At 70.4% G+C, this 19779-nt stretch carries 15 protein-coding genes; 4 read left to right on the forward strand and 11 right to left on the reverse strand.

What is annotated here, in order from left to right; translation table 11 throughout:
- Positions 1–82 precede the first annotated feature (82 nt).
- Positions 83–757, forward strand: coding sequence for a GAP family protein (locus tag N1032_RS10420; protein WP_259539000.1), 675 nt, complete (start codon positions 83–85; stop codon positions 755–757).
- Between the two features lie 234 nt (positions 758–991).
- Here N1032_RS10420 and N1032_RS10425 read toward each other — a convergent pair whose 3' ends face one another.
- The 10 genes from N1032_RS10425 to N1032_RS10470 form a co-directional block, all read right to left on the reverse strand.
- Complete coding sequence (locus N1032_RS10425) at positions 992–2542, reverse strand: family 14 glycosylhydrolase (RefSeq protein ID WP_259539001.1); 1551 nt, start codon at positions 2540–2542, stop codon at positions 992–994.
- A gap of 64 nt (positions 2543–2606) precedes the next feature.
- Positions 2607–4307 (reverse strand): M20/M25/M40 family metallo-hydrolase, encoded by a 1701-nt coding sequence (locus N1032_RS10430; protein ID WP_259539002.1) that lies wholly within the window; start codon positions 4305–4307, stop codon positions 2607–2609.
- A 128-nt stretch (positions 4308–4435) separates the two neighbouring features.
- Entirely contained in the window at positions 4436–5269 is an 834-nt protein-coding gene (locus N1032_RS10435) for an ABC transporter ATP-binding protein (protein WP_259539003.1), read from the reverse strand.
- Positions 5262–6083: an ABC transporter ATP-binding protein gene (locus N1032_RS10440; RefSeq protein WP_259539004.1), complete on the reverse strand. Its 822-nt coding sequence runs from the start codon at positions 6081–6083 to the stop codon at positions 5262–5264. The genes N1032_RS10435 and N1032_RS10440 overlap by 8 nt, the downstream gene beginning before the upstream one ends.
- Positions 6073–6954, reverse strand: coding sequence for an ABC transporter permease (locus tag N1032_RS10445; RefSeq protein ID WP_259539005.1), 882 nt, complete (start codon positions 6952–6954; stop codon positions 6073–6075). The genes N1032_RS10440 and N1032_RS10445 overlap by 11 nt, the downstream gene beginning before the upstream one ends.
- Positions 6951–8039 (reverse strand): ABC transporter permease, encoded by a 1089-nt coding sequence (locus tag N1032_RS10450; protein WP_259539006.1) that lies wholly within the window; start codon positions 8037–8039, stop codon positions 6951–6953. The genes N1032_RS10445 and N1032_RS10450 overlap by 4 nt, the downstream gene beginning before the upstream one ends.
- A 45-nt stretch (positions 8040–8084) precedes the next feature.
- Positions 8085–9647 (reverse strand): ABC transporter substrate-binding protein, encoded by a 1563-nt coding sequence (locus N1032_RS10455; protein ID WP_259539007.1) that lies wholly within the window; start codon positions 9645–9647, stop codon positions 8085–8087.
- Positions 9648–9725: 78 nt separating this feature from the next.
- Positions 9726–11174 carry an LLM class flavin-dependent oxidoreductase gene (locus N1032_RS10460; RefSeq protein ID WP_259539008.1) on the reverse strand — a complete coding sequence of 483 codons (1449 nt, stop codon included), beginning with the start codon at positions 11172–11174 and terminating at the stop codon, positions 9726–9728.
- 136 nt (positions 11175–11310) lie between these two features.
- Positions 11311–12849 carry an aminotransferase class I/II-fold pyridoxal phosphate-dependent enzyme gene (locus tag N1032_RS10465; RefSeq protein WP_259539009.1) on the reverse strand — a complete coding sequence of 513 codons (1539 nt, stop codon included), beginning with the start codon at positions 12847–12849 and terminating at the stop codon, positions 11311–11313.
- Between the two features lie 116 nt (positions 12850–12965).
- On the reverse strand, positions 12966–13775 hold the full coding sequence (locus N1032_RS10470) for an alpha/beta hydrolase (protein WP_259539010.1): 810 nt from the start codon (positions 13773–13775) through the stop codon (positions 12966–12968).
- A gap of 81 nt (positions 13776–13856) precedes the next feature.
- On the opposite strand from N1032_RS10470, the gene N1032_RS10475 reads away from it, so the two are divergent.
- Together N1032_RS10475 and N1032_RS10480 are read left to right on the forward strand one after the other, a co-directional pair.
- The gene (locus tag N1032_RS10475) at positions 13857–15296 is read left to right on the forward strand and encodes an O-acetylhomoserine aminocarboxypropyltransferase/cysteine synthase family protein (RefSeq protein ID WP_259539011.1); all 1440 of its coding nucleotides are present in this window, start codon (positions 13857–13859) and stop codon (positions 15294–15296) included.
- Positions 15297–15303: 7 nt separating this feature from the next.
- Complete coding sequence (locus N1032_RS10480) at positions 15304–16365, forward strand: LLM class flavin-dependent oxidoreductase (RefSeq protein WP_259539012.1); 1062 nt, start codon at positions 15304–15306, stop codon at positions 16363–16365.
- A 672-nt stretch (positions 16366–17037) separates the two neighbouring features.
- On the opposite strand, the gene N1032_RS10485 is transcribed toward N1032_RS10480, so the two are convergent.
- Positions 17038–18405, reverse strand: a complete 1368-nt coding sequence (locus N1032_RS10485; protein WP_259539013.1) for an NtaA/DmoA family FMN-dependent monooxygenase — start codon at positions 18403–18405, stop codon at positions 17038–17040.
- Between the two features lie 209 nt (positions 18406–18614).
- Here N1032_RS10485 and N1032_RS10490 point away from each other — a divergent pair, with 209 nt between their 5' ends.
- Positions 18615–19760, forward strand: a complete 1146-nt coding sequence (locus tag N1032_RS10490; RefSeq protein WP_259539014.1) for a glycosyl hydrolase family 18 protein — start codon at positions 18615–18617, stop codon at positions 19758–19760.
- Positions 19761–19779: the final 19 nt, after the last annotated feature.

Here is a 19779-nt window from a genome sequence, read left to right on the forward strand (position 1 = left end):
CGACCGTGTCACTCCGCCAGAATACGATGCCCGGTGCCGCCGTCGCGCGGGCGTCGAGACGAGACACTCGTAGAATGTGGCCATGGCGGCCATCATCGGACACATCCTGCCGCTCGCCCTCGGTGTGGCGCTCAGCTCGGTTCCGATCGTGGTGATGGTGCTCATCCTGCTCTCGCCGCGTGGTCGGTGGTCGAGCCTCACCTATCTGATCGGCGCCGTGATCGGCTTGCTCGGGCTGACGACCCTGTTCAGCGCGATCGCCACGCTGCTGCCGCCGGCGCCGCCCGAGGCGAAGAGCCCGCTGATCGGAACCATCGAGATGCTCATCGGCGTCGGCCTGCTCGTGCTCGCCGCCATCCGCTGGCGCCGCGGCCGCCGCCACGAGCACAACCCGGCCGCCGGCACGCCGAAGTGGATGTCGAAGGTCTCGAGCCTCGGCCCGATCCCCTCGCTCGGGCTCGGCTTCATCTTGATGCTGCGCCCCAAGAACCTGCTCTTCACCCTCGCCGCCGGTGTCGCGATCGGTGCCACCGGCGCCACCTTCGCCGAAGCAGTCGTCGGCATCGCCGTGTTCGTGGTGCTCGGCATCTCGACCATCGCCGCCCCGATCATCTTCGCGGTCGCCGACCCGGCCCGCATGCGCCGGCCGCTCGAGGGCACGCGCGAGTGGATCGAACGCAACAGCTCCACGGTCACCACCGTCGTGCTGCTGGTGCTCGGCACCGTCGTGGTGGGCAGCGGGCTCGCCCACTACTGAGCCCCGCGTACTGATCTCCGCGTCCGCCGGCAGCCCCGTGACCCACCTGTCTGCGCGGGGCTGGCGGTGGTACTGGACAGCACGGGGATGTCGCCACCGCCCATGCTGCGCTGAGCGTCGCTCGAGCGACGCCGACACCCGAGCATCGAGGGTGGGCTGCGAGCATCGCAGCGAACCGCACCGTCGGGTACGTGCTGGACGAAGTATGGTTGACGCTTGTCCCCGGGCCAGACCTCACCCGAAGTCGCGGATGAATCGCTCGAACTCGCTCCGGGCCACCGAACCGCTCGCCGTGACGTCCGACATCCGCAGCACCGTCAGGCCCGAGTAGCGTGACGGCGTGCCCGCGAACGCGTCGCGGATGTGCACCCAGCCCACCGAGCTCGCCGACCCGACGCTGCCGAGCCCGCCGCTCAGCGCGTTCTCGCCCTTCAGTGTCACGTGCGCCTTGCCCGCCGCCTGGGCCACCCAGCCCACCAGCGACGCCGCATCGGAGTAGGCGTGCGACCCGCCGTCCCACTCCCGCCCGTCGGGCATCTCGAGCGCCGTGAAGTGCAGGATGATGTCGTGCCGCGGCGACATGCCGTCGCCGTTCACGTCGAGGTCGTGCACCAGGTTCAGGATGCCGTCGTAGCCGTGATCCGTCGATGTTCCGTTGTAGTCCTGGTCGGTGTGGATGAGCCCGGCCGCCACCTCGGGCGCCCGCTGGATGGGGCTCGACGCCATGGTCTGCCAGTGCACACCGGGGATCTTCATGCCGAGCGGCACCGCGGCCAGCGCGCCGTCGAACGCCCCGATCGCCTGCTGCATGACCTCGCGGCCGTGCTGCAGCAGACTATCGTTGTACCACCGGGTGAAGTCACGGCCGTAGGCGATGGAGTGGAACGAACCCGAGTCGATGAACCGCTCGTGGTCGGTGGGCGGCGAGATGGCGGTGTAGACGAGGCCCGGGATGCCCCATGCGGTGCCCACCCCGGCCACCGAGCCGTAGCGCGCCACCGCCCAGTCGGCGAACGAGCGGATGGCGGCGGGCGTGTAGCTCTGGAACGTGCCGCGATTCGGGTAGCCGGCGGGGTTGCCCGCCACCTTCGAGTCGTGGGCGGCGTAGGACGGGAACCGCAGTTCGCCCGCCGGCCCCGTGCCGATGGTGATCTCCTGGAAGGCCGCGCTGAAGTCGGTGGCGCCCGAGCTGTAGTGCGCCTCGAAGGCGTTCATGAAGTCGCGCATGTCGATGAGCGTGCGGTCGTTGCCGACGCCCCAGGGCGACGGCGCCTCGCGATCGGTGTTGCCGTATTCGCTCACGAAGTAGTTCTCGACCGGCACGTTGCTGCACCAGCCGACGAACCCGCAGATCTGGTAGGGCTCCCAGACGAACGACGGGATGGGGATCGAGCACGAGTCGCCCACGTTGCCGCCGCACTGGTGGAACGACATCACCGGAACCAGGTCGAGACCGGCCGACCGCACCGCCGCGAACAGCTTGTCGTAGTAGGCCCAGTCGAAGTCGCCGCGGGTCGGCTCGGTCTTGCCCCACCAGACGTCGACCGCCACCGCGTCGGCGCCCTGGGCGTCGGCCACCGCGAGCGAGCCGACGAACGACCGCCAGGCCGGCCCGTCGCTCGCCCAGTCGTCGATCCAGAGCGGGGCCATCACGTTGACCGTCGAAGCGGCCCCGGTCGACGCCTCTGCGGGAGAGGAGACGACCGGGGCCGCGATGAGGCCGGTGGCGACCAGGGCGGTGGCTGCGACTGCAGACCCGAGACGGAAGGCGGAACGAAGAATCATCCCCCCACGCTAGGTTGGCCGAGCCGCCGCCCTGGTTGAGTACTTTCCACCTATTTTGTGGCCCCTACTTCGGGGACGCATCCTCCCGCACGGGCTGAACCCGCGACCGCAGCCGCACCACCGTCAGCGCCACACCGGCCGCCACGATCAGCACGCCCAGGGGCAGTGCGCCGAACGCGCCGAGCGCGCCGTCGGCGGGCCCGGTGGCGGCCAGCTGGGGCCCGGTCGCAGCCGGGTCGACCACGGGCGCCGTCGTCGACGGCGGAGTGGTCGGCGCCGGTGGCTGCACGCCGTTGATCGCCGAGGTGTCGTTGGCGAGAGACGCCGTCACCGAGGCGATCGCGCCGGCCATGATGCCGAGGGCATCGGTGTTGATGTTCGCGATGTCATCGCTGGGCTGGTGGTAGTTCTGGTCTTGCTGCTCACCGGCGATGCCACCGAACAGGGCCACCTGCTCGGGCGTCTTCACCTCGTCAGCGCCCGTGAACAGACCCGACGACGCCACACCGTTCGCGATGAACGCGTCGTAGTCGCTGCGGCCGTCGAAGGCCGTGTCGATCCACGGCTGCCCGCTCGCGTCGAAGTAGTCGGTGAACGCCTTCTCGGTCTCGACCGAGCCGGCCGGCACCTCCACGGGCGCCTCGAACGTCGACTGGTTGGCGTCGTAGACACTGATCACGTAGTTCGGCGAGGCGACCATGTCGAAGTTCAGGTAGGTCGCGATCTCGTCGAGCTCGGCCGGGTTGTTCTCGACCAGGTCTTCGACGTAGTGGTTCGAGCCCACGAGCCCGACCTCTTCTGCACCCCACCAGGCGAACCGCACCTGGTTGTTCAGGGGCCCGGATGCCGCGAGCTGCACGGCCGTCTCGAGGATGGTGGCCGTTCCACTGCCGTTGTCGTTGATGCCCGGGCCCTCGGGAACCGAGTCGAGGTGCGCGCCCATCATGACGGTGTTGTCGGTGCGGCCGGTCGACGTCTCGGCGATGATGTTGAACGTGTCGACCGTGGTCGTCGTCTCTTCGATCGTGAGGTCGACGGTCGGGTCGGTCGGCAGGGCGGCGACCACGGCCGCGCCCTCGGCCTGCGTGAGGCCGACCGACGGGATGAGGCCCTCGACGGGCTCGCCCAGGGTGCCGTTCAGCGGCCCGTCCTCGTTGTTGTACACCAGGATCGCCACGGCGCCCGCCTCCGCCGCCGCGAGCGACTTCTCGGCGAACGAGCAGATGCCGCGGCTGACGATGGCGACCTGGGCGGTGGCGTCGACGCCGCCCCACTCCTCGGCCGAGCATCCGGTGGCCGTCGTCGGAGCGACGATCGACGCGCCGACGATGGGCCCGCCCACCGCGACCGTGCCGGGCGTGAACTCCATCGGCACGCGCGCGGGCTCCTCCGGCGCGATGACGCCCGTCTCGGGGTCGAGCACGCTCGTGGTGCCGAGCAGGGCGAGCGAGAAGGCCTGCAGCGACTGGGTCGTGGCCTGGAAGTCCTGCCGAACGGGCGTGTAGCCCGCCGACTGCAGCACCGACTCGACGTATTCGCCGCTGGCTTCGTAGCCGGGCGTTCCAATGGCGCGCGTGCCGCCGTTGACGTCGGCGATGTCCTGCAGGGCCTGCAGGTGGGTCATGATGCCGTCGACCGTCACGCGACTCTGCAAGTCGGCGGGATCGACGGCGAACGCGGCCTGCGACCCGAAACCGGCGACCCCTGCGAGCATCACCCCCGTTCCGATGCTCAGTGCGGCAAGTCTCCGATGACGTGTCTTCACGTAGTGCTCCCCTTATATGCGTGAACGTTTGTCGAAGACTACCCCCCTCCAGGGGTCACGAAGCAAGGGGTAACACGATGGAAACATTGCGGCCACGAACGCGGCCCTGACCGCGGCGACGCGGCACCTCACCCGTGGTCAGCCAACGCCTGCCGCAGCTCGCGCCGGCGCTCCCGGTCGACTCCTCCGCCGGTGAGCGTCGTGGCCGAGCCGACCAGCAGCCGGGTGTACGGATGCTGCGGCCGCGCGATGATGTCGCGCGTCGATCCCACCTCGACGATGTCGCCCCGGAACAGCACGGCGATGCGGTCGGTGACCCCGGCCACCGACCCGAGATCGTGCGAGATGAACAGCTTCGCGATGCCCTGATCGGTGCCGAGGGTGCGCAGCAGGTCGAGCACCTGGATGCGGTTGGCCGCGTCGAGCGCGCTCACCGGCTCGTCGAGCAGCAGCAGCCGCGGTTGCAGCGCGAGGGCCCGGGCGATGGCGACGCGCTGCCGCTGACCGCCCGACAGCTGACCGGGAACGCGCCCGAGCAGGTCGGCCGGCAGCCCCACCGAGGCCAGCGCGGCCTCGGCGCGGGTCGCGACATCCGGCGCCGTCAGCCCGCCCCGGATGCGCAGACCTTCGCCGATCGAGTCGCGCACGGTCACGTCGGGGTCGAGGCTCTGCAGAGGGTCCTGGAACACGTACTGCAGCCGCCCCGAGCGCCGGAACGATCGCAGCGCCCGCGCTCCGAGACCCGACACGGTCTCGCCGTCGAACCGCACCGAGCCCGCCGTCAACCGGGTGAGACCGAGGATGGTGCGGGCGAGCGTGGTCTTGCCCGACCCGGTCTCGCCGATCAGGCCGACCGACTCGCCGGCCGCCAGCGACAGGCTCACGCCGTGCAGGATGCGCCGCTCGGCACGACCGCGGCCGTAGGACACCTCGACGCCGTCGACCTCCAGCAGCTCAGACATCGAGCACCTCCTCTGCCAGGAACTTCTCGATGCCGTAGGCCGTGTGGTGCTCGATCAGCGACCGGGTGTACTCGTGCTGCGGCCGCTTCAGCACGTCGTCGGCGGTGCCGGACTCCACCACCACGCCGTCACGCATCACCACGACGTGGTCGCAGATCTGCGACACCACGGCGAGGTCGTGCGACACCAGGATGAGGGTGAGCCCGCGGTCCCGCCGCAGGTCTTCGAGCAGGTCGAGCACCTCGGCCTGCACGGTGACGTCGAGCGCGGTGGTGGCCTCGTCGGCGATCAGCAGCTCGGGGTCGGCCGACAGCGCGATCGCGATCAGCACGCGCTGCAGCATCCCGCCCGACAGCTCGAACGGGTACTGCCGGTAGACGTGAGCGGGCTCCCGTAGGCCCATCTGCTCGAACAGCTCGAGGCTGCGGGCGTGCGCCGCCCGGCGGGAGAGCCCGGTCTTGACCCGCAGCACCTCGGAGAGCTGCTTGCCCACCGTGATGGAGGGGTTGAGATACGACGCCGGGTCTTGGAACACGGCCGAGATGCGGTTGCCGCGAAGTCCCTGCCAGCTCCGGTAGTCGAGGCCGGTGAGATCGATGCCGTCGAAGGTCACGGTTCCGGCGTCGACACGGAGCCCGGGCGGCAGGATGCCGAGGATCGAGCGGCAGGTCAACGACTTGCCGCTGCCCGACTCCCCCACGATGCCGAGGGCGCCGCCGCGCTCGACGGCGAGCGAGACGTCGTGCACCAGGGGGTCGCCGTCGCGGGTCACCACGCGCAGACCCGTCACGCTCAGGATGTCGTCACGCACCATGGGGCACCGCCTGGAGTTCGCGTCGCTTCTGCTTCGACACCGGCGGGGCGCCGGCATCCGTGGTCGCGTCTTTCAGGGCGTCGGCGAGGGCGTTGAGGGCCCAGACCGTGCCGATGATGACGAGCGCCGGCACCACCGGGCCGAACGGGCGCTGGTAGAGGTTGCCGAGGTCGGTGGCGAGGAGACCACCCCAGGTGGGCTCGGGAGGCACGATGCCGATGCCGAGGAAGGTCAGCGACGACACGATCACGAGGCTCGCGCCGGTCATGCTCGCCGTGGTCACGGCGATGGCCGGGAACACCTTCTTCCACACGTGCTTGCGCACCACCCAGGCCGTCGTGGCGCCGAACAGCTGCGCCGCCTCGACGTATTGCGAGTGCGACACCGTGAGCGCGGCGGCCCTCGTCACGCGGTAGAACGCCGGGGCGATCAGGATGCCGACGGCCACCATCGCCTGGGTCAGCCCGTTGCCGAGCAGGGCCGTCATGGCGATCGCGAAGACGAGGAAGGGCAGGGTGATGAAGCTGTCCATGATGCGGAGGGTGATCCACTCGAAGGTGCGGCCGAGGTAGACCGAGAGCAGTCCCGGCAACGCGCCGAGCACGAGGCCGACCACGACCGACTGCATGGCGGCCAGCACCGACACGGTGGAGCCGGCGAGCAGGCGGCTGAAGACGTCGCGGCCGAGGTCGTCGGTGCCGAGCCAGTGCTCGAGGGTCGGCCCCTGCAGAAGATCTTTCGAGTTCTGCGCGTAGGGGTCGAACGGCGCGACGAGGGGCCCGAAGATCGCGAGGAACGCGATGACGATCAGGATGCCGACGGCGATCTTGGCGCTCGGCAGGCGCAGGGCGGCACGCAGCACGTCGATCACCGCACCCGTCGGGAGGCCGGTCGCAGGCCGCCGAGCACGACGTTGACCACGATGTTGAAGAACAAGACGAGCACGATGGCCACGACGAGCGTGCCCTGCACGACCGGCACGTCGCCCCGCAGTGCCGAGTCGGCCGAGAGCATGCCGAAGCCCGGCATGCTGAAGATCGTCTCGGTCACCACCGCGCCGCCCAGCAGCGTCGGGATCTTCATGCCCAGGATGGCGACCGCCGGCCCGGCGCCGTTGCGCAAGGCGTGGCCGAAGAGCACGCGCCGGCGGCTCAGCCCGCGCACCACCGCACCGGTCACGTAGTTCTCCTGCAGCGTCGCGACCAGGCCGGTGCGCAGTTGCCGGGCGATCTCGGCCACCGTGTCGAGGCTGAGCGCGATGGCGGGCATGGTGATGAGGGAGAGCCAGCGCCAGAAGTCCTGCTGAGGGGGCACATAGCCCGCCGACGGGAGCAGGTGGAGCCACACGCTCAGCACCACGATGAGCCCGATCGACACCACGAACGGAGGCAGCGTCGACATGAACGAGGCGACCGCCGTGATGGCGCGGTCGACGAACCTGCCCTGGTTCACGGCGGCGACCAGGCCGAGCAGCGTGCCGAACACGATGCCGATGATGAGCGCGAACCCGGCGATCGAGGCGCTGATCGCGAGCCGCTGGCCGATCAGCTCGGCCACGCTCGTGTGGTTGAACCACGAGGTGCCGAGGTCGCCGGTGACGACCCCGCCGATCCAGTCGAGGTATTGCAGCACGATCGGCTTGTCGAGCCCGTACTGGGCGTTCAGCTGCGCGATCATCTCGGGCGTCGCCGAGTCGCCGGCCAGGGTGGCGGCGGGGTTCAGGCCGCTCGCCGCCCCGAGCAGGAAGGTGATGAAGGTGGAGAAGAGGAACACGGGCACGACGATCAACACGGTGCGCACGAGCCACAGCAGCACGCCGCGAACGTGGTGCCACGCATCCGCTCTCGCCCTGACCGGGGTCGCCGGTCTGGTCGATGCGGCCGCGTCGGCCGAGATGGCCGGGTCGGCGGGCGTCACCACCGGCGGCTGCCGTCGTGCGATCGTGTCGGTCGTCATGCGCCGTGCTCCTCTCGGGGTTGCGGATGCCGGGGCATCCGCGTCCTACTGCGTTACAGTGACGTCTTCCCAGCGGAACTGCGACGGCAGGAGGTTCAATTCGCTCACCTTGGGGCTCGACGCGATGATCCACGGCGAGCTGTAGATGTAGTTGGTGGGCGACTGCTCGACACCGGCCTTCACCGCGTCCTGCAACGCGGCCTGGTAACCCGGGTCGTCGAGCGGCGTCTCGCGCACCTTCTGCAGCGCCGCGAGGAACGCGTCGGAGGCGTTGGGGCCCGACAGGTTCATGATGCCCTGGGGGCCGTAGACGGCGAGCAGGTTCTGTACCGGCGTCTCACGCCCGATTGTGCCGTCGATGGCGAGCTGCGGGTTCTTGGCGATGTAGACCTCGCTCTGCCACGTCGACGATCCCGGCGGCACGAGCGAGATGGTGGAGTTCACGCCGATCTTGGCGAGCTGCGACTGCGCGATCTCGGCGCCCTGCTCGCTGAATGACGCGGCCGTGATCTCGATGGTCAGGTCGCCCTCGCCGTAGCCGGCGTCTTTCAGCAGCTGCTTGGCCTTGTCGGGGTCGTAGCTCCAGAGCTCGTCGACCTCGGGGTTGTAGGCCGGATTGCCCTCGGGGAACGGCTGACTCGTCGGAGCGCCCTGCCCTTGCGTGATGACGTCGACGAACTCCTGGCGGTCGAACGCGTAGCGGAACGCCTCGACCACCTTCGGGTCGTCGAACGGCGCCTTGTTGGCGTTGATCGACACGTCGCTCACGGCGAGCGACGGGGCGACCGTGACGGTGAGACCGGATGCCTTCGCCTCGTCGATCTTCGCGGCCGGCAGTGTCGCCACGTCGAACGAGCCCGACTGGATGCCGGCCACGAGCGTCGCCGGGTCGGGTGCGACCGAGAGCTCGAAGGTGTCGATGTGGATGTTGTCGGCATCCCAGTAATCGGGGTTCTTCTCGAAGGTCGCGTGCGACTCCGGCACGAACTCGGTGATCTTGAAGGGGCCTGCGCCGACCGGCCAGGTGCTGAGCTTGGCCACGTCGTCGGTGGCCGCCTTCTCGCTCGAGATCGCTCCCGTGCGACCGGCGACGAGGGCCGGGATCTGGTAGTCGACGCCGGTGAGGTGCAGGGTGACATCCACGTCGCTGTCGGCCGAGACGGTGTCGACGGTGGCGAGCTGGTCTTTGAGGAACGAGTCCTCCTGGGTCTTGCCGCGCTCGAAGAAGGCCTTGACGGCTTCGGCGTCGAGCGGGGTGCCGTCGGTGAACACGAGGTCGGGGCGCAGCGTGAAGGTCACGTTCTTGCCGTCGTCGCTGTACTTCCAGCTCTCGGCGAGCGACGGGAGCACGTTGCCGTCCTTGTCGATCTGCGTGAGCGAGGCATACGCCAGGCTCACGGTGTTGATGTCGTTGCCGGTGCGACTGGTCACCGGGTCCCACGAGGTCGGCAGGCTGAAGGCCCAGCGCAACGTGGTGGGCTGCGCGTCGTCGCCGCCGCTCGACGCGCCGCTGCTGGCGGCGCAGCCGGAGACGAGGAGGGTCGCTGCGGTGATGATCGCGGCTGTTCTCACCGCCCGGGCGGCGAAGCGGGATGCTGTGGTGCTCACGTGTGGTTCTCCGTTGTTCGGAATCGGACAGATGGTGCTGGGAAGTCGTGGGGGGCTGCGGCCACCGGATGCCGCGGCTCAGGCGTTGGCGGCGACCTGCTGCTCGAGGGCGTGCTCGCTCGTGAGCGCTTCGCGCTCGGCCCGCTCGGCGGCGTCGCGGGCGACGGTGTGCCGGTTGGGCACGAACGGCAGCCCGAGGTTCTCGCGCAGCGTGGTGCCTTCGTAGTCGCGGCGCAGCACGCCGCGCTCGCGCAGGATGGGCAGCACCTCGTCGACGAGGCGGCGGAACTGGTCGGGGTGGCCGACGTGGATGTTGTAGCCGTCGACCGCGCGCTCGTCGAACCAGCGCTGGAGCTCATCGGCGACCGTCTCGGGCGAGCCGACGAAGGGGGTGCGCTTGGGGCTCGAGATCGTCTCGACGACCTGGCGCAGGGTCAGGCCGCCTGCCTCGGCGAACTCCACGATCTTCTTCGCCTGGGTGTGGAAGCTGCGCTCGGAGTACTGCAGCACGTCGGCCGGGAACGGGGCGTCGAGGTCGTATTGCCGAAAGTCGTGCCAGCCGAACGAGCGGCCGAACTCGGCGAGCGACTGCTCGAAACCGCCGTCGGCCCGCTGGGTGGCGAGTTCGATCTCGCGCGCCTCGTCGTCGGTGTCGCCGACGAACACGGAGATGCCGGGTAGCACCAGCACGTGGTCGGGGTTGCGGCCCTTCGCCGCCGCCCGGCCCTTGATGTCGGCGTAGAAGGCCTGGCCGGCCTCGATCGAAGGCGCGTGCGTGAAGATGCCGTCGCCGATCTCGGCGCCGAGGTCGCGCCCCTGCTCGGAGTCGCCCGCCTGGAAGATGACCGGCTGGCCCTGCGGCGACCGCGAGATGTTGAGCGGGCCGACGACCCGGAAGTACTCGCCCTCGTGGTTCAGCGCGTGCAGTTTCGACGGGTCGAGGAACACCCCGGTCGCGCGGTCGCGGGGGAAGGCGTCGTCTTCGTAGGAGTCCCACAGCCCCTGCGCGGTGCGCACGTGCTCGAGCGCGCGGCCGTAACGGGTGTCGTAGTCGTAGTGCTCGTCGAGGCTGAAGTTGCCCGCGGTGCCCGCGTCGCCGCTCGTGACGACGTTCCAACCCGCGCGGCCGCCCGAGATCAGGTCGAGTGACGCGAAGCGGCGGGCGGTGTTGAACGGGTCGTTGTAGCTCGTGGTGAGCGTGGCCACCAGGCCGATGTTCCGGGTCGACACCGCGAGGGCCGAGAGCAGGGTGAGCGGCTCGAGGCGGTTGAGGTAGTGGGGCGGCGAGTCGGGGGTGATGAACTGGCTGTCGACGATGAACACCAGGTCGAACTTCGCGGCCTCGGCGATGCGTGCCTGCTCGATGTACCAGTGGATGTCGATCGACGCGTCACCCGGGATCTCGGGGTCGAGCCAGGTGTTGAAATGCCCCGGGCCGCCGGTTCCGGTGAGCACGGCACCGAGTTTGATCTGGCGCGCGCCGCCCTCGATGCCGTCACGCTGCGTGTTCTCGAGCCGTTCGGTCATGAAAGTCGTCCCTCCGTCGGTGCGGTTGCCCCGCTGGAGTCGATTGTTGCCTCTTGACGAACAAAGGCCCGGTTTCTTTCACTTTGTTTCTGTCATAAAACGTTATGTCACAGAAACCCTGACGCGGGCGGCGAGGTCAGTCGAAGAACTCGCGCCGGGGTGCGGCGGCGGCCTCGGCCACGGCCCGCGCCAGGTCGGAGACGAGCGCGGCGTCATCCGGCAGCTGTGTCACAGAGATGCGGAGGAGTGCACGCGGCTGGGCGGTGACGAACGACTTCGCGCCCACACCCACGTAGATGCCCCGGCGGGCCAGCGCGAGGGCGGCGTCGGTCTCGTCGGCGACGTCGACCCAGACCACGAGGCTGCCGGGCCCGGAGTGCGCGGAGACCCCCTCGGCCTCGAGCGCGGCGAGCAGGGCGGCCCGGCGCGACGAATAGGCTGCCCGGGCGACGTCGACCGATTCGGCGGCCGCGGCCGAGTCGACGAGGTAGGCGAGGGTGTTCTGCAGGATGCGGCTGTTCGAGCCGACGCCGAAGCTGCGCACACGGATGCTGCGATCGACGAGCTCTTTCGCCCCGGCGATGACCGAAGTGCGCACGTCGATGCCGTAGGCCTTGCAGTAACTGCGGATTCGTATGACGCGATCGGGCACGAACGCCCCGAGCGACGGCGGCTCGGTGGCGGCGAGCGGGCCGATGGAGTCGTCTTCGACGACCCAGAACGGGGCCGGGCAGGCGGCGGGGTGTGGTGCGGGTGCAGGCCCGGGGGTCGTCTCGCGCGACTCGGTGGGCTCGGTGGGGGGCGTCGCGGGGGCGTGCTCTGATGCGGCGGCGACGACCGCGGCGAGTTCGCGGGCACGGTCGGGCGTGAGGGCGTGGCGCACGGCGAACGGGGCGCCGGGCTGCAGCACGAAGGCGACCGCGCCGGCGGCGATGGCGGCGCGGAGGGAGTCGGGAACGGGGCCGTCGTCGTCGACCGCGACGCCGACGGGGGTGAGCTCGAGGTCGCGCAGGGTGTCGAGAAACCCCGGACTGAGCGGCTCGTCGACCGCCACCCGGGAGCCGGGCGGTGCGGCGGCCGCGGTGGCGAGGAGCAGCGCTTCGGTGCCGCCGCCCGCGGTGGTCCAGGCTTCGGCCGCGAACGGCCAGGTCGGTTCGACGGCGGCCTGCAGCCGGTCGGTCATGTGTTCGCGGCCGAACACGTTGAGCTCTTTGTCGTCGAGGGTCGACAGCAGCGCGTCTCCGAGGGCGGGCTGCAGCGAGATGTCGGGAGCGCTCTGCGCCAGGTCGACCGCGGCCCAGCCGGCGAAGGGCTGCGTGCGTCCGCCCGGCTCGCGCGGCGCGGTGACGGTGGTGCCCCCGCGGCGGTGGGTCTCGATCAAGCCCAGTTCGCGCAGGGAGTTCCAGGCGGCGAGCACCGAGCCGATGCTCGTGCCGGCGGCCTGGGCGAAATCGCGCACCGTCGGCAGACGTGTGCCCGACTCGAGGGCGCCCGACCGGATGAGGCCCGCCACGAGCTCGCTGATGCCAGCGGGCGAGCGGTCGCCCAGACGGGCGGCCAGCCAGTCGGCGGCCACGACGGCGCGGTCGGCGCGGTCGGCGCGGTCGGCGCGGCCGGCATTGTCACTGCGGCCGGCATTGTCGCTGCGGCCGGGGCGGTCGGTCTTGGAGAGCACGATGACGGAGCCTTTCCCGCTCTCGCCGGCACTGCGGCGATCAATCTCGCCTCATGGTATCCAATGTTCGGTGCGAGGCCGGTGACAATCGGCCCTGGTGACGGTCGCCGTCGCGCTCAGGCGGCGCCCGCGAGCACCTCGGTCGCCGGCACGACAACGCGGGTGCGTCCGGGCGTGCGCAACCGCTCGAGGAACAGCACGATGGTCGCGGCCACCGAACGATGGGTCACGTCGTTGAGGATGTCGTGGCGGCCTGCCTCGATCACGTAGCTCTCGGCATCCGGAATCGCCCGGTAGAGCGCGAGCGCCGTCTCCACGTCGCTCAGGGCGTCGGCGCCGCCGTGCACGGTGAGCACGGGCACCAGGATGCCGCCGGCCACCCGGGCATCGACGCCCTCGACCACCGCGTCGCGCCGGGCGAGCGCGCCGTGCTCGACGGCGCCGTCGCGGGCGAGCGCGCCGCGGTGCACGGGGCAGGCGCTGCGCACCTCGAGCTCGGCCTCCCAGTCGAGCGACCGGGCGGAGTCGGCGGCAGGCAGGCCGGCGAGCACGGCCACGTCGGCGAAGACGCGACCCTGGGCCAGCAGCACCGCGGCGACCGCCGCGCCGGTGTCGGAGCCGATCAGAACGCTCGGCACGTCTCCCCGGTCGGCGAGCAGACGAGCGGCGTCGCGAGCGGTCGCGTCGACGTCGCGGCTCGAGTCGGGCACCACCGTCACGCGGTAGCCGTCGTAGGCCAGGCGGTTCGAGAACCGCTCGTAGACGGCGGCGCTCTCGCCCCGCCCCGCGAGCACCACGATCGAGCCGCGCAGGGCGGCGGTGGGGTTCACCCACGGGTCGGTGGACTGCGGGTTCGAATTCACGTCGGCACTCACGTCGGCTCCTCGTGCTGGGCGGCGCTCGGCGCGCGCGTTTGTTTCGGACATTATGACCACATCGGCAGTTATGTTCTGAAACATAACGTAAGACGATTGCCCCGCGTGACCCGGCCACCACAGACTCGATGCGTGACCACAGACGACTCCCCCACCGACGCCGCCGCCGATTCCCGCGACTCCGCCGATTCCGGCGACTCCCGCGGCGCCCGCGACTTCGCCGCCTCCGGCGAAGGCCGCTTCTCGACGCGCCAGATCCGCAGCGGGTTCACCACCGCCGCCGCGCAGAACCCGGCGGTCGTGCCGATCTACCAGACGGCGGCCTACGAGTTCGAGAGCTTCTCGGCGGCGCGCGACATCTTCTCGCTGCGCAAGAAGGGCAACCTCTACAGCCGCACCGGCAACCCCACCCAGACCGTGCTCGAAGAGCGCATCGCCGCGCTCGACGGCGGCGTCGCCGCGCTGGCCACGGGATCGGGGCAGTCGGCCGTGTTGATCGCCCTGCTCACCCTCGCCAAGACCGGCGATCACATCGTCGCCGCCCGCCAGCTCTACGGCGGCACGCTCGACCTTCTCACCGACACGTTCGCCGACTTCGGCATCGACGTCACGCTCGTCGACCAGCACGACCTCGCCGCCTGGCGCGACGCCGCCCGCCCGAACACCCGCGCCTTCTTCGCCGAGACCATCGGCAACCCCACCGCGTCGGTGCTCGCGGTTCAGGATGTCGCCGACATCGCCCACCGCGCGGGCGTGCCGCTCATCGTCGACAACACCATCGCCACCCCCTACCTGCAGCGCCCGAAGGAGTTCGGTGCCGACATCGTGGTCTACTCGGCCACCAAATTCCTCGGCGGCCACGGCAGCTCGCTCGCCGGCGTGATCGTCGACCTCGGCACCTTCGACTTCGGCGCCGAGCCCGCCCGCTGGCCGCAGTTCACCGAGCCCTTCGGCCGTGTCGGCGACGTCGTGCTCTGGAAGCGGTTCGGGCGCGAGGGCAGCGCGTTCCTCGTTTACGCCAAGGTCAAGCTCGTGCACGACCTCGGGCCGTCGCTCTCGCCGTTCAACAGCTTCCAGATCATCCAAGGCATCGAGACGCTCGACCTGCGCGTCGCCAAGCAGACCGCGTCAGCCTTAGCCGTGGCGGCATTCCTCGAGTCGCACCCGGCGGTCGCGCTGGTGCGGCATCCGGGGCTCCCCGACGATCCGGGCTACGCGAGCGCTCAGCGCTACCTGCCGCGCGGCGCCGGATCGGTGTTCTCGTTCGACCTCGTCGTCGACGACGCGCACGCCGATGCCGCGGGCGTCGAGCGGCTGATCGAGGGGTTCGTCGACAGCCTGCGCCTGTTCAAGCTGGTCGCCAACATCGGCGATGCGCGCAGTCTCGTCATCCACCCCGCCACCACCACCCACAGTCACCTCGGCGACAGCGAGCTCGCCCTCGCGGGGTTCTCGCGTGCCACTGTGCGGCTCTCGATCGGGCTCGAAGACGTCGAAGACCTCATCGCCGACCTCGACCGGTCGCTCGCCCTCGTCGCCGGCCCGTCGGTCGCTCTCAGCCGAGCCAACTAGGAGAATCATGCACTTCGGATACTGGACCCCCGTCTACGGCGGCTTCCTGCGCAACATCGGCGACGAGGGGATGCCGGCCACCTGGGACTACATCAAGCGCGTGTCGACCCTCGCCGACCGTCTCGGCTACCACACCACCCTCGTGCCGGAGCTCTACCTCAACGACCGCAAGGGCATCGACGCCCCCAGCCTCGAGGCGTGGTCGCTGTCGACCGCCATTCTCGCGGTCACCGAGCGGCTGCGGGTGATGACGGCGGTGCGCCCCGGATTCCACCTGCCGACGGTGATCGCGAAGACGTCCGCCACCATCAGCGACATCGGCGGTGCGGGCGCGGGCGACCCCGGCTCGCGGTTCGCACTCAACCTCGTGGCGGCCTGGTGGGCCGAAGAGGCCAAGCAGTACGGCGGCACGTTCGCCTCGCACGACGACCGCTACGTGCAGGCGCGCGAGTTCGTCGACGTGCTCAAGGGACTCTGGAGCGAGACCCCGTTCGACTACTCGGGCTCCTACTACGACGTCGACGGCGCCATCCTGTCGCCGAAGCCCGCGACCGCACCCGTCATCTTCGCCGGCGGCGAGAGCGAGTCGGGCCGCGAGGCGATCGCCGGGTTCGCCGACGCCTACGTGCTGCACGGCGGCACCGTCGACGAGGCCCGCGAGAAGGTCACCGACCTCAACGAGCGGCGCCTGCGGGTCACCGGGGCACCGTTCCGCGAGTTCGGCATGGCGGCCTACGTCATCGTGCGCGACACCGAGGCCGAGGCCCAGCGCGAACTTGAGCGCATCACGACGGTCGACGCGGCGTCGCCCGGCTACGCGTCGTTCGAGGAGTTCCGCGCGAACTCGCGCCTGGACGTCGAGCTGTCGAAGCGCGAGTACTCGGTCGGCACCCGTGGCCTCCGCCCCAACCTGGTGGGAACGCCCGAGCAGGTGGCCGAACGCATCCGGAACTACCAGGATGCCGGCATCACCCTGCTGCTGATCCAGTCCTCCCCCCTCGATGAGGAGCTGGAGCGCATCGCGAGCGACGTGTTCCCGCTGGTGGAGCGGGAGAGGGCGTTGCTCTAGCTGAGGTGGGCGCTGTGCTGGTTGCCGGCGCGGCCGTGCTGCGCGCGGCTGCGCCGGGGCGCGCCGCCGCCTCTGCGGCGCGCCGCGACACCTGAGCGCGCGGTCGCTGGCGCGGCCACGCGCTCAGCCCGGGTAGTCGAGTGCGGCCCGCTGCGTGCACCCCCGTGCCCTCGTCTTGCCTCGAACCGCCCCCACCCTCCCGAGAAGTCACTCCTCGGTGCAAAACCCGCCCGTACGCACCGAAAAGTGACTCCTCGGCGCGGGGGCTCGTTGAGCACGACGCGACGCCTCCCCCACCCACTATCGCGAGACGTCAAGAATCGGTGCACGAGCGGGGCGGATGCAACGGGAAGTGACTTCTCGGCGAGGGTGGGGGCGCTGGCCGGAGCCGCCCCGCGCCACGCGACACCTGAGCGCCCACCCCCGACTCGCGTTGGCTCACGAACCGCCACCTACTATCGCGAGAGGTCAAGAACTATCGCGAGAGGTCAAGAATCGGTGCAATAGCAGCGCGGATGCAGCTTGAAATGACTTCTCGGCGCGGAGTGCTGGCGTCGCCGGTCCCTGCACCACCACCCCGCCCTCGCGAGACGTCAAGATTCGCTGCAGAAGGGGGGCGGATGGAGTGAGAAGTGACTTCTCGCGCGGCATGGGGTCGCCACACGAGGGCGGTCAGCGGGCCACGGGCGCGGGGGCGGAGGCGGGGGCGGAGACCGGCGCGGCGTGGGCGTGGCGGTTGAGGGGCACGGGGAGCTCGAGGTTGGCGCGGAGGGTGTCGCCCTCGTAGGTGGTGCGGAAGAGGCCGCGGGCGACCAGCAGCGGCAGCACCTCGGCGCGGAAGCGGGCGAAGTCCTCCGGATGCTGCACGAAGAGGTTGAAGCCATCGGCAGCACCCGCGGCATACCACCGCTCGATCTCGGCGGCGATCGTGGCGGGAGCGCCCACGAACGTGGCCCAGTGATCGGACTGCAACGTGCGGAGCGTCTGCCGCAGCGTGAGTCCCTCGTCGAGTGCGCGCTGCTTGATGGCCGCGGCCCCGCCCAGGGCGCCGCCCTCGCGCGAGGCGTCGACGTCGGGGAACGGCGCGTCGAGGTCGTAACCGGTGAAGTCCCGCCCGCCGAACGCGCGGCCCAACTGGAACAGCAGCGGCGGCAGCGCCACCGACTCCTTGCGCGCCTCGTAGATCCGCCGAGCATCCGCGTCGGTGTCGCCGACAACGATCGTCAGCCCCGGCACGATGAGCACGTCGCCCGGGTCGCGATCATAGGCCGCGAGCCGCGACCGGATGTCTTCGGTGAACGCGACCCCCCACTCCAGGTCGGGCGCGAAGTTGAACACGATCTCGCCGACGCGGGCACTCAGGTCGCGGCCCTCCGGCGACGTGCCGGCCTGCACGAGCACCGGATGCCCCTGCCGCGACCCGATCAGGTTGAGCGGCCCGGTCACCCGGAAGAACTCGCCCACGTGATCGATGCGGTGCTGCTTGGCCGGGTCGAGGAATCGCTCCGCGGTCTTGTCGGTGCTGAAGGCATCCGGTTCGTAGCTGTCCCAGAGCGCCGTGACTGTTTCGACGCTCTCGAGCGCACGGCGGTAGCGGGTGGGGTAGTCCTCGTGGGCGTCGCGCCCGAAGTTGCCCGCCGTGCCCGGGTCTTGGCTGGTCACGATGTTCCAGCCCGCGCGCCCCCGGCTGATCAGGTCGAGCGACCCCAGCCGCCGCGCGATGTCGAACGGCTCGCTGTAGGTGGTGCTGACGGTGGCGATCAGGCCGATCTGCGAGGTGCGCGCGGCCACGGCGGCGAGCAGCGTCGACGGCTCGAGCCGGTTGAGGTGGTGGTTCGGAAAACTCGGCTCCACATATTGACTGTCGACGATGAACACGAAATCGAAGCCCGACTCCTCGGCCTCGCGCGCCTGCCGCACATACCAGTCGATGTCGATGCTGGCGTCGGTCGGCACGTCGGGGTGGCGCCACAGTTCCGGCGTGCTGCCGTCGCCGACCCCCACGAGCACTGCTCCGAGCTTGAGCTTGCGCCGCGCCATCCTGTCGTCCCTTCGTCGTCGGCCGTTTCGTCGCGGGCCGGTTCGCCCCCACGCTAACGAGCCGACGGATGCCGCAACCGCCCGTGACGCACTGTGACAACGGCCCCGATGCCCCCGACGGCGTCGCTTCGCACGCCGGTTAACCGCAAATACCGCCGACTTCGCCGTCGCCCCCGCGCGAGCCGCGGCCGGCGACGCAGAATGAGAGCATGACCCGATCGGCCCGCTCCACGGGGGCGCTACTGGTCGCGGTTCTGACGGGGGCGGCGATGCTGACCGGTTGCGCGTCGGAACTCGCGGCCGGCGGCACCTTTCTGGGCTCGCCGCGCCCGACGCCGAGCAGCACCGGCCCGGCGGACCCCGAAACAACGACAACGACGCCGACACCGAGCAGCACCGACAGGCCGACCGACGAAGCCGACCCGTTCGGCGTCGAGGGCTACCTGCTCGTCGACGACGACTCCGTGCGGCACGTCACCGCCAACGCCGGGCTGGCCACCATGATCGGGGTCTTCGGCGCCACGATCACGGGCGACGGGAAGGCCCTTATCCCCCCGACCGACAGCGCCGCCGCGGTCGTCGCCGAAGCCCATGCGCACGGGCTCGACGCCGAGTTGCTGATCGCCAACTTCGACAGCGCCCTCAAAGACTTCTCACCCGGGATCGGCCGCGCGCTGCTCGCCGACCCCGCCAACCGCACGGCGGTGATCGGCCAGCTCATCGATACCGTCGTCGCGGGCGACTACGACAGCGTGCAGCTCGACATCGAATACCTCGCCGTCGACGACGCTCCGGGGCTGACCGCCTTCGCCCGCGAGCTCGACGCCGCGCTCGACCTCGTGCCGGGCCGCGGCCCGGGCACGGCCGCGGGCGAGATCCCCATCTCGATCGCCGTGATGTCGAAGGGCACCCCCGCCGATTACGTCGCCGCCGGCTACGACTTCGCCGGCCTGCTGCCGAGCGTCGACCGGGTCGTGCTGATGGGCTACGACCAGCACGGCCCGTCGTGGAGCCCACCCGGGCCCGTCGGCGGCCTGCCCTGGGTGAACGCCTCGCTCGACGCGCTGCTCGCCTCCGGCGTTCCTCCCGCATCGATCGACCTCGGCATCGGCGCCTACGGCTACTCCTGGCCGGGCGACGGCTCCCCCGGCACGACGTTGCGCATCACGGATGCCCGCGCCATCGCCCACGACCGGGCGACCTACGATGCGGTGCAGGGCGAGTGGACGGCCACGCTCGACGACGCCACCGTGCTCTGGTGGAGCGACGAGCGATCCCGCGACCTGCGGATGCAGCTGGCCCGCGCCCGGGGCCTGCACGGCGTCGCGATCTGGGCGCTCGCCTCGGCCGAGTGACCCGTTCCCGCGTACAGTG

The organism is Herbiconiux daphne (genome assembly GCF_024979295.1).
GTDB lineage: Bacteria > Actinomycetota > Actinomycetes > Actinomycetales > Microbacteriaceae > Herbiconiux > Herbiconiux daphnes.